The organism is Desulfomonilaceae bacterium (assembly GCA_041662605.1).
Lineage (GTDB): Bacteria > Desulfobacterota > Desulfomonilia > Desulfomonilales > Desulfomonilaceae > CAJBEZ01.
Map to the genome: position 1 here is coordinate 1 of JBAZSD010000049.1, position 11,654 is coordinate 11,654.

Below are 11,654 nucleotides of genomic sequence, written 5' to 3' on the forward strand. Positions count from 1 at the left end.
CTTGTGATGCCTAAAAAATCCCCGCCCGAAGGGCGGAATATAATCTCGATTCACACCAGCGACTGTCTAAGAAAAAGAGGCCTCTGTCCATTTTCCGCTGAACCAGTACATTTGAAACAAGCCTTGGGGTCAACTTCTCGTAAGTTTAGTTTACTAAATTCTTCCTTTTGGGATTGGACCGATAGTATACAAACAGAGCTACTGTGACCTGTTCCGAGATCTGTAGTGGTGACCCAACCATTAAACACAATACTGTCGATGGCCCCTGCAACATCGGTTGAATATAGTTCATATATGGTTCGTAAAGTAATTTGATAAATTAGTGGGTCATAGAGTTTCTTGATTGCGGAATCAGAGAGCATAATTTCTTTAAAATTGTCTGAGGAAGTGATGTATTTCACCTCGGAAAGTTTCGGGACTAATGTAAGGTCTGGAAGGATATAGTCAACTATAATGGTTTTGTTTGTAGGATTATAATCTATATCAAAGTCTTGTGGAAACCACTCTGGATATGTTGAATTCGATAATACAGTTTCACAGTAGAAGATTACAGCCTCTGTATTGAGTTCAAGATAGTCTTGTTTTAGTGTTTCAATCTGTACATGCTGTTTTTTTTGGTTAGTCTCCCATTTTCCAAGCTCTTGATTCCAGTGTTCCAAACTTTTCTGAAAATTTGTCTTAGCTAATTCATTTTTTGCTTCTATCTGGTTCTTCTCTCTTATCCATGTTTCGTAATCGTTTTGGAAGAGTTCCTCGGCAGCCTTAATTTTGGCGGCCTTGCGGGAACTAAGTAAATGGTCGAGGAGGTTGATTTCCGGTCTATACTTGATGTGGGTTTTGATAGGTTCAGGTGGAATTGATACAGCGTTGGTTGGAAACGGCTTGCTTCTTGGGAAGGGTTTTCGATCCTTTAATTTATCCCAATCAAGCTCAGTTGTTTTAGACAAAGCTGAGATAAGTATATTGTCTAGCTGGCTAATGGATTCTTGGGCTTCCCTCGTTCGACTGAAAGCAATTTCTTTCTTCTCATTTTTACTCAAAGCCTTGTTTCCGCGGTCAACTCGTCTTTGCCAGATGTCATCCCACTGGCGCAGTTGAGCATCAGCCATTTCGTTAACAACATCCGGGTTCGAATGTTTTATTAAACGATACTTATTGAGGCCTTCGTGACGAACCTCTAATTGGTATGATGGGACTCGACCTCTGCTTCTCCTTTGAGGGGCAGTTGCTCGTGCCAGAAAATAGGCCAAAGAACTCAATGTTATTTTCCCCCTTCCCGGAATTTTTTACATGCCTTTTCTTTCTTTGTAATTGAAAAGTTCATTATTTGGCAAAATGCTTTTCTAGGCGTTAGTTTTTTGTTTTTCCGCAAAGCTTTTAAAAATATAAATTCTTCTCTCAAACGTGAATAGTATCTCGAAGTGTGCCACGCGTTTTTAGAGAACCGCTTTCGGGGATTCTTTTCCTTTAGCTCCATCTGGAGCAGGACTGCGGATACCATGTTTCTGATGGATTATACCATAGCATTTTCTTAGCTTAGATCCCATTAAATCTTATATAGGTAATGAGCGAGTCAAGTTTTGAAGAAGAATCAGGCCTATTTGACGCGTGGCGTGTCGAGGAAACGATCCGTTTCATTAAACAGAGTTACAGACTGTAAGATATCAGGGTGTTGACGTATCAACGAATCAAAAATATGGCCGCATTGGTATTAGCGGTATGTTTCTTCGCTGCGGTTCATCTTGGTCGCAAACCTAAACTGGAGATCCTCGCCCTTCATGCCATAAACGCCGCCCAACGTATCTTTGGAATACCTGATTTTCATTACTATGCCATGCCTGATGGCATTAAGGAGATACTCACTAAAGCGGGCCATGACGCAATTTTTCACGAAAAGAATAAGGGAATGCCCAATTCACAACTCTCGTTGGGATTAACCTAAATTTTTGGGGAAAGTCCTGCAATAATGACAACCTCAGTCCCTTGCACGAGCGAGAAGGCAACCTGCCATCAAAGGTGACATTCTACTAGCGTCTCACCAGTAAATCATGGAAATTCAGGTTCATCCGTCATAACAGCATCCCAAAAAACGCTTGGTCATCGGATCATCCTGATAATTGCTTTAAGAGTGGACCATGGAGCGCGGCACGAAAGCACTTGATTTACGACGTTGGGCCTCCCAAAATACAGCCTCCAATCGACTTTTAAGAGGGTGTTTGAAGCCAGCACCCCTGATCCTGTGAATCAAAGAATTCTACGTCTGTGAATGGACTGCATAGTTGAACGAGGCGTTCGAAATCATGACACTTTTGCTCGACCTCTGTATATGTCTTGTTTCCCTTGTGGACTGAAATGGCCACCTTCGGAGTGTTAACCGTGATAAGCCTTTGAACAAGATGCACATCGCTCTCACTCATAGACCAACCGTACACGAGAACATTTCCTGTGAGTGATGGAAGAACTATTTTGGAGACGGTACTTAGATATGGGCTACGACTGATGGCCTTTGTTTTTTGTTGAGTGGTCCCCTCGCTGACAAACAGTGGACTTATATTATCATCTTCCCACCTTTTTAAGATGACATTCAATAAATTATTATCTTCTTGTCTCTGAATTTTCCTGTCGGAATTGGTGTCATCAGTTTCAAGACACAAATTTCCATGAGGATAAAACACCAGAGTCGATTTTTTAAGACCATTCCACCCCTGCCTGAGCTCATCCCATTTATTATACCGGAACTGATTGTTCTCATCTACGAAACAGTCCTTAAAATGGTTGCCGCCTATTTCTTCGTTTCCTGCCATTATCGCCCAGTAGACTAATAAATCATAATTCAAACTCACGACCGTGTGAAAGTTTTCCATGAATTTCCACATTGGCTTCAAAAGACGGAGCACTTTTTCATAAGGAACGTGAGTTTCGCGAACGGTTTCAATCAGCGCTTTCTTAATTTCGGAATAAACAGCTTCCGGAGTGTCATTGTCTATCCGCAAAGCTTGGTTGACGCGAGAAGTGTGCAACAGCATTTTTAGCACTAGTTCAAAGTCAGAGGTTTCCAAGTAATTAAATATCTCAGACACGTTAGGAGTTATGCGGCCAGTTCCCTCGGCTTCTTGCCTTAAGGATTGATACAAGAAGCCTTCATCAACAGCAGCACTGGCTCCATTCCCAAGAACCAAGATCTCAAAATTTTTCTCAAGTTCATCCCATGGTGTTAACGACATCAGTGCCTCCTCATGAATGTTCTGACCAATATGGTCAACCCTTTGCTCTGGATTAAACAAGACATCTATTTTCGGCGATTACGCCCCGTTAACTGTAAATCGTTGCATCATTCCGACGAAAACAGAAATATTATGCGAGAAGATTGTTCCCAGACAAAAGAAATAATATCAAAAGGTTCCGGCGATGAACATCAATTACTTTTTTGCAGATCTGATACGACGGTTAATGTACTTTGACAGTTTTCAAGATTTTCTGCTAAATGTATAGCTCGTCATGGCTTATCTCAGGTCGTGACAAATTACGATAACCGACCAGAGCTGACAGCATTTCTTGCTGAATGATTAGTCTTCGCCCAACGCTGGAGGCATTTTCAGGTCGCAGTAAAAAAAACTCGTAAATTCATACTGAATCTTCTGGCCGCTAGTGCACCGGGATTCGACTCAGATTACTCGGGCCGCGAAAACAAGAAAATGATTGACTGATAGTCATGTTACAATCAATTTATCGGGGCGGATAGAGTCGTCGTCACTATAACGTCTATTAGTTCCAATCACGTCGCTTGCATTTCTCCGTCATGCCACATGCAATAGAATTTGATTGAAGCCGTTATGGACTAGCATGTGTAATGCCGGAGGCAAGCGCCGTGGCGCCATAACCATTTTGCTTTTTCCTCAACCATCTCAAGGCGTCGATCCTTGGTTAAATTGCTATGGTCCAGGTATCCTAGCCTGAAATGTTTCGGTTTCAGCTATACAGAATTTGGAAGAAGGCATTGCCAGTCACGAAGACAAGTTGATCTCTCATTGAAACTATTCACTGAATAGTTCTCTATCGTTGAAAGAATTTTCCATCCGCTTCGACTGCCTCGGCTTCCAGCACAATTACGTGAACGGGAGCGCCGATGACCAATTGGCCTTTTATGACACTAACTATTTTGCCAATAACTCTGACTTCTTCATTAATCCTCGGGAGATAAGACGGAATGAGGTTCGACTTGAAGGCCCATTTCCCAGGAAGCACTTCGTCCGACCTTGAATAAGATGTTGTCTGAGTCTTACAGATGATCAAATCACCGTCCCTAGTCTCAATTCTTCCGTTCAGAACAATAAATCTCTCGTCCTTCGGTATGGACGTGGGTGGCTTCTCAACATAATCATCACCTGGCGCCGCATTAAATTTTCTGATTGCATCTTCAAAAGACGTGTTCGGCTTCTCCTGTTCCGCATGAGTTTCGTGTTGTTTTGCTTCGGGGCGATCAGCGATATTAGCGACAAGTCCGACCAGGCGCCGATCTCTAAAAACCGTCAATGTTACTGCTTCACCAGGCGAACAGTTCCTAACTCTTGTTAGGAGATCTTTTACATCCTTGACTGTCGTTCCGTTAAATTTCAGGATGACATCTTTTACTATGACTCCAGCTTTTTGGGCTGGCGAATCGTGAGTGACTAGTACAACTAGTGCGCCATCAGTTGTTGACATGCCCAAGGACCTGGCTAGTTCTGGCGAGAGATTTTGTATGTTCACACCAAGAAAGCCGCCCACAGGCTCTGGACTGTCCAATGCTCCTAAGCCAACAGCAGTGTAGTTTGTAAGTAAATCGATCACTGGCCTATGGCGCAATTTCTCCGCGATGTTTAAAGCTGTCCCTGCTCTTTTGCTTTTCAAATTTATATCTGCGCCGTTTTTTAACAATAGTTTCACAAGGTCAACATTCCCCTCGGCGCTGGCCAACATCAGTGGAGTTAAACCATCGTTGTCTCTCAGGTCTGGCAAAGCGCCTTTCTCAAGAAGGCCTTTTGCAATAAAGATTCTGTTCCCTACAACGGAATAAAACAGGGCAGTGCGCCCTTTGGAGTCAAGAGCATTAACGTCTGCCCCTCTTTCCCAAAGTTGTTCCACAATTGGAGAATAGCCTCGAATCGAGGTCAACATGAGAGCGGAAGCGCCTTTCTTCGTCTTAGCGTTTACATCCGCGCCAGCATCGATAAGCCTTGTCGTTATCTCCTGAAGATTACTAGCGCAAGCTACTATCAGTGGGGTCCAGCCTTCAGAATCTCTTTGGTCAGGGGTAGCCCCAGCTTCGAGAAGTAATTTAACCATCTCCAGGGAATCACGACCCGCAGAGAAGTGTAGTGCGCTACTACCTTTTCTGTCCTTATTGTTTGGCGCGGCCCCATGTTTCAACAACAACCTGGCCTCTTCAAGTCGATTGTGTTTTGCAGCCTCTAGTAAAGCAGTCCACCCGTCATCTTTCATTGATTTATCTGGCTTGGCTCCTGCTTCAAGAAGGGCTTCAAGCGCTTCGGGGCGGCCATTTGAAACAGCTAACATAACTGCCGTCTTACCCCTATTGTCAGCCGAGTCGGGGTCCGTCTTACCTTCTAACAGAACTTGTACAGTTTCAAGATTGCCCAGTTTGGATGCAGCCATAAGAGCCGTCAGCCCTCGCTTATCTCGCAAGTTTGAATTTGCCTTTTTGCTCAGGAGTAATTTTACTACTTCTGCATGCCCGTTTTCAGAAGCTAGCATTAGTGCAGTCTCACCAGAGCTGTTTGGCGTGTTTACGTTTGCCCCTTTGCTGACCAACAGATCAATTATGTCTAAATTCCCTCCTTCAGCCGCCAGCGTTAACGATGTGTCCCCGTCTTCGTCTCTTGCGTTTAGGTCCATTTTGTCGACTAAGAGAGCCTGCACGACCGGCAGGTGACCGTTCTTGGCTGCGTATATCAACGACGGAGGAGCGTGTTTAGATTCAGACTTCGGAATAATGTTTGCGCCTTTTTTTAAAAGCAATTTCACCACATCTGCGTAGCCTAGCGCCGAGGCGAGAAATATAGCTGGATAATTTCCATTTCGAGCTTTAGAGTCAACGTCAGCGCCTTTTTCTAAAACGCCACTGACGCTAACGACATCTCCAAGCATACAGGCTTTAACCAACTCGGAACCAAATTTGCCGTCAGCAGGTATACTTGCTCCTCTGTTTAGGAGACTTCGAACAACATCTCTATGGCCCTGTTTACAAGCCATTATTAATGCTGTCTCGCCGTTTTTGTCAGATACATTTAAATTGGAGCCCCATTGAATGAGAAGGGCAATGGTGTCCGTTGACCCCTTTCTGGACGCATACATAAGAGCGTCACGGCCTGATTTATCCTTGATGTGAACATTGGCCCCCTTTTCGAGCAACAGTCGAGCCGCTTGAGAGTGTCCACGCCTGCAGGCTTCTATTAGCGCTGTCTGCCCATCCTTTGTAGTAAGTTGGGCATGAGCCCCCGAGTTTAACAACTTGTCGACAATTTTATCACGACCCTCGCCGGCCGCCTTAATCAAGGGTGTTTGACCATCATCATCTCTTGCGTTTACATTTGCGCCTTTTCGTAACAGATCCTCCAGTCTGGCAGTATCTCCAATCCCTGCAACCTCGATCAGTTCCTGGTCCATCTCTCCTGCGATTGCGGGCGTTACTACGGACAAAAATGTGATGAAAATAATAACTGGTAGGCCAAAAAATGTGCGATGCATATCATTTACCCCCATCAGGCGGTTCTCTGTGATAGTAGAGCAGCCCATTTTTAACAATTCAGAGAATTCTAGTAAGAAATCGTCAGTTTCTGGTTATTGAATAGCTCAATGTAACAAACCCTCCACGAACAACCAAACCTTTTTCTATCAAATTTTGTTCGACTCGAACAGAAACGTTGCAGTCTAGAAAGATCGATATTATGAGCTGAATACATACAGATGCAGGCGTAGTTTTTGGTGTCCATATTAGTGGCTAACAGCGCTGTGATTCAATGTCAAACCGTAATAGCTAGTGCGTGATAACAAGTTAGTATCATTAATAAATGTACATCCCCGAGTTAACTGATAACAACAGGAGCAAGTCATTGGTCTCTGACTACGGATCAGAAGGTAGGGAGTTCGTTTCTCAAATAAAATGGACTTAGTTTTATTATTGGGGACGGTTTGTATTATGTTCTGACTATTTAGCCCCAGCGCGTGTCATGGTATCTGGTACGGCATGTCGCCTAAAACGATTCGTTAAAGCCCATCGCCCTTTTTTCATACAATTTATTTCTATGTCAATTTGTTTTGGAAAAAGAGAGGATGGGGTGGAGCAAATCCCGACGGTGGTTATCCCTTGTGACTATTTCTGGAACATCGTCTAACTAACATCCTGATTTAATTGGCACGCCCGACAGGATTCGAACCTGTGACCTACGGATTAGAAGGCTCAATTGTAACAATAACTCACGCTATTTTCCTCCCATTTTTCAATGAGTTGAGGTATTTTTCGTAATTTTTCTAAAATTAACCAACCAAAAAACGTTACCTTTATTCCCGATTAATTATGATTGGTTCTTCAAGCCAATTTTATTTTGAGGAGAATAGACAATTCCTTTTTGTAAATCAAAAATATCACCACAGTCTGTAGTCCGGGAGTTTCAAGCAAATACAGGGATGTAGACCGGAAAGACATCCACCGCGTGCGTGTAGAGAGCCCCACTGACCAGGAATCAGTTGTTCCGAAATGGTTCCGGTCGGATAACCGAAATAAACCAGAGGGGGGGGCAGAAAATTGCGGCTTTTGGATAGAATCTTCCATTCCGTCAGAAACTACTTATTGTCAGCCCCAAATTCTTTTCCGTTGCCGGTTTGTGAAAACACCGGGGGGTTCGACAAATTCTAAAAAGGGTGGTTACTCAACGGGACCGAGATCTGATTCCTGTTCTACGGTTTCTTGATGAATGAAGAGGTTATGGTTCCGGTTGAATCAAAATGATCATTCCTTGGCCTTAATACTATATGAAAAGATGACAGGAATCTCGTAAAATATGTATCCGTTTGAACATACCGGAAGCTTCCTGATTTTGGGAACACGAGACTATTTTGACATCAGCGGCTTTTGAAGACTCGCCCATCACGCCGCTTTCATCTCCCTGGCCCTCAACATGCAATTGCTCTTTTTAAATTCCCGTTTTGGTTCCGCATGTTTCGGCCTGGGCAAGCGTCGCGCCGCCAGACGCCCTTTACCTTTTTTCCCCAAACATATTGCGGCGTCGATCCTTGGGTTAAGGACGTTATCACGCCTCCTGCTAATACTCCGTCACGTCGCGTGCTTTCCGATAATCTGTATTGCACGTTCCTTGCCGGGCAACAGGCGTGCCCGCCGGGGCTTTAATCGTGTTTCCTCGGCCATCTCAGGCGGTCTCGACATCCTGTTTCGCTGTGGATCAATCCTTATTTGTCGTTGCGTTCCAGAACCCTGGTTGGTTCCAAGTGGGCGGTCTTACATAAAATGGCGTTTTCCGACCCTGCCGGGTTCCATTCGCTGCCGCTCATCCGAAAACAAATTTTATGTCATCTCTTTTCTGTGTTTATATGCTTGTGGGGCTATTTTACGGATTATTTCCTGTTGGCTGTCTCTGGCCAGATTACAGCCATAGCCTCGCCCACCCGCCTGTGACGGCTCTGGCTACCGCCGCCTTCATCCCGTCTAAACAGTTTCCTTGATACAACACATCAAAAACATTATAGTTCACTCGTGCGAGTCATATCGATGAAGAAACTCAGCCAAGGTTGGCAGTATTGCCACGCAGATGCTGAACAGCCGTTGCGTTTATACACGAGACCTAGACCTGACCATAATGGAAAATTCAAACGTCCTTAATATCCGATTTTTCAGAGGTTATCCCTGGCCTTCCTTGCGGATATACCGTTACGTAAACAGTAATAAACGCCAACATTTGTAAAAAAGCTTAGGCTCTCCTGCAAATGGCCGCCGCTAAAGAAACTGAAGACGACTCTGACGAATCAGAGCACGAAAAAGATTAAAAAAATAAACTATGGCCGACTTTTAAATGCCGAGGAAAATAGAAACATTTCCATCGCATCCGGCTCAGTCAATGTTGTTTGATCGAGTTGTGTCGATTTTAGAAAAGGCGAGAAACAATGTAGTACGTTCTGTGAACACTGAAATGGTGATCGCCTACTGGTTGATCGGTAAAGAAATTGTCAATGTGTTACAGGCGGGGGCGGATAGAGCTGGATATGGAACGGGTTTGATCAGGAATTTGTCCGAAAGGCTCATTGAACTCTACGGCAAGGGCTTTTCTGTCCCAAACCTCAAACTTTTCAGGCAGTTTTATCTATCTTTTGAGGGTCGTTCGGTAGAAATAGGCTACACGGCGTGTAGCGAATTACTGACGCAATCAATATCAATGGCGTCTGATGGGGAATCTGAAAAAGCTACACAGTGTGTAGCCAATCTGCAAAGAGGACTCCATCCAAATCTGGGCTGGTCACATTATCGTATGTTGATGAGAGTTGCTGATCCTGAAGCCATGTCCTTTTATGAAAGAGAGGCTGCGGAAAATAACTGGAGTGTTCGTCAACTGGCTCGTCAGATCAATTCACTTTTTTATGAGCGGCTCCTCATGAGCAAGGACAAACGACAAATGCTCATGGAAGCCAGGGAAGACAAGGAATGTCTTCGACCTGTTGACATCATAAAGGATCCCTACGTATTGGAATTTTTGGATATCCCGGAATCTGCCAAACTGTCTGAAAACGACCTGGAAAATGCGCTAATCTCGTACTTACAGGATTTCTTGCTGGAATTGGGCGCTGGGTTCGCCTTTGTCGGCAGACAGAAGCGTTTAACCCTGGATGGTGACCATTTTTACCCTGACCTTGTCTTCTATCATATAAAGCTCAAATGCTATGTAATCGTAGATCTAAAGACCGGAAAGTTGACTCATGGCGACCTGGGCCAGATGCAGATGTACGTCCATTATTACGACCGAGAGATACGCACACTGGACGACAACCCGACGGTTGGTATATTGCTGTGTGCGGAAAAGAATGACTCAGTGGTTCGATATGTCCTTAGTGAAGAAAACCAACAAATATTTGCTTCAAAATACCGCTTTGCCCTCCCGACAATTGAGGAATTAAAGAAGGAACTTGAACGAGAGAGACTACTGATCGAAGAGTTCGTTACCCCTGATTCAAAAAAGTCCAAGATTAAACCGAAAAAGCAGCGTATAGATGCCGACAAGAATGATTGAACTATCTTTTGTTCACTGTTTCAGTGTCCTGCGGACGTAGAGACAGCAATCATACAATAAGGGTTAAGGATTTGAGTAACAGGACTTATACAGAGGACTGCAATTTGGAATTCCTCAGAAAAATGCATGACGATGTCCTGGATATCATTAAAACTCGGAATAGGGTGTCATTCGCAAAAGTGACTACTCTGGCATCATTGGCCGGAGTTAGTTTTTACAAAGGCATAGGCCTTATCAGCAGGGGGACTGAAAAAACGACTGAAAATGATTCAACCGGTATTATAGTCCTAATAATTCTCGCGATCATTCCTCTCGTGGCCATCATGTGGGACTTCATATTCTTCGAACAAGACTTTGCTTTGAAAAGGATTGCTTGTTTCGTTAGGACCAAGATGTACGATTCCCCGTTGGAGTGGAAGTGGGAACACTGGTTAGCTGATGATAGCGGAAAGCTAAGGGCAAAAGGCCTTTCCCATTCCTACCTACCAGTATACGGGGTCACCTTTATTGCTTGGTTACTCTGTCTGGTTCTATCGATACTGACTTCGGCCTTTTTTTTCCCCTTTAATTTTTCAATCACACTTCCACCTTTTTCTTGGTTACTCTCCTGTATTCCCAATCAACTTCTTCTCGGAACGATCACAACTAACATTTATCTTATAATTGCAATCACATACATATTTCTTGCTTGCCGACATCATGAGAAGATGAGATCTTTCCTTTCTGAGAACAAGAAACGTGGGGGCTCATCAATGGGTTCGATTTAACGAAAGCGACTCCTCCCGAATGACGTCTCAGCTCACATACAAGAATGTTTTCCAGACCGTATTTTCAACTTAGATTATTTGCTATCGGTAAACTATATTGGTAAGCAGCCTCTGATTGCTGGCCCGACAGCTTCAGAGACCAACCTTCTTATGAAGAACTGGAGGTGTGACAGATGGCTGATGAATCCCAACATAATAGCCTGATTTTGGAGCGAATGCGTGTTGAAGGAGAACTTCGCTTACGCGAAAGTGAATTGCAACATCAAAGAAAATAGTGCCGCCGGAAAAATAGTCAGTCTGCCCAAACTCGACAAACAACCCCGTTTTTTCCGACAAATGGTTACTGTTTGTAAAATCCTGTTGACAGCAAGGTTTCCGAGGCGTAATCATTACAACTAATCAGTAAGCGCAATTAATACAACTTCAGTCATAACTTATTGAAGTTATGACTAATATTTATAACATTTGAACCGCACCCGATTTCTTGGACATTACTTAAGCCTCAGGCTGCTTGTCTTGTCAATTGATGATGTCTGTATTCCACAGGGCTCATGAATCCCAGCCTTTCTAGTCGCCAATAATTGTTGTAGGT

At 43.9% G+C, this 11,654-nt stretch carries 6 protein-coding genes; 3 read left to right on the forward strand and 3 right to left on the reverse strand.

All coding sequences use genetic code 11. From position 1 onward, the window contains the following. Nucleotides 1–50: 50 nt before the first annotated feature. Nucleotides 51–1,259 (reverse strand): hypothetical protein, encoded by a 1,209-nt coding sequence (locus WC647_19720; protein ID MFA6224533.1) that lies wholly within the window; start codon nt 1,257–1,259, stop codon nt 51–53. Between the two features lie 437 nt (nt 1,260–1,696). Between WC647_19720 and WC647_19725 the strand changes: the two genes are divergently transcribed. Further along, nucleotides 1,697–1,942 (forward strand): hypothetical protein, encoded by a 246-nt coding sequence (locus WC647_19725; protein MFA6224534.1) that lies wholly within the window; start codon nt 1,697–1,699, stop codon nt 1,940–1,942. A 262-nt stretch (nt 1,943–2,204) separates the two neighbouring features. Here the strand turns inward: WC647_19725 and WC647_19730 are convergent, their stop codons facing one another. Beyond that, complete coding sequence (locus WC647_19730; protein ID MFA6224535.1) at nt 2,205–3,224, reverse strand: DUF4917 family protein; 1,020 nt, start codon at nt 3,222–3,224, stop codon at nt 2,205–2,207. Between the two features lie 829 nt (nt 3,225–4,053). Then, nucleotides 4,054–6,747 (reverse strand): ankyrin repeat domain-containing protein, encoded by a 2,694-nt coding sequence (locus WC647_19735; GenBank protein MFA6224536.1) that lies wholly within the window; start codon nt 6,745–6,747, stop codon nt 4,054–4,056. 2,339 nt (nt 6,748–9,086) lie between these two features. Here WC647_19735 and WC647_19740 point away from each other — a divergent pair. Both WC647_19740 and WC647_19745 read left to right on the forward strand, forming a co-directional pair. After that, complete coding sequence (locus WC647_19740) at nt 9,087–10,295, forward strand: PDDEXK nuclease domain-containing protein (protein MFA6224537.1); 1,209 nt, start codon at nt 9,087–9,089, stop codon at nt 10,293–10,295. Between the two features lie 122 nt (nt 10,296–10,417). Next, entirely contained in the window at nt 10,418–11,062 is a 645-nt protein-coding gene (locus tag WC647_19745; protein ID MFA6224538.1) for a hypothetical protein, read from the forward strand. Nucleotides 11,063–11,654 lie beyond the last annotated feature (592 nt).

Bases quoted from the DNA above. Each gene is read 5' to 3' on its own strand.
- WC647_19725 (MFA6224534.1), top strand. From the start codon at position 1,697: ATGGCCGCATTGGTATTAGCGGTATGTTTCTTCGCTGCGGTTCATCTT.
- WC647_19730 (MFA6224535.1), bottom strand. From the start codon at position 3,224: ATGTCGTTAACACCATGGGATGAACTTGAGAAAAATTTTGAGATCTTG.
- WC647_19735 (MFA6224536.1), bottom strand. From the start codon at position 6,747: ATGCATCGCACATTTTTTGGCCTACCAGTTATTATTTTCATCACATTT.
- WC647_19740 (MFA6224537.1), top strand. From the start codon at position 9,087: ATGCCGAGGAAAATAGAAACATTTCCATCGCATCCGGCTCAGTCAATG.
- WC647_19745 (MFA6224538.1), top strand. From the start codon at position 10,418: ATGCATGACGATGTCCTGGATATCATTAAAACTCGGAATAGGGTGTCA.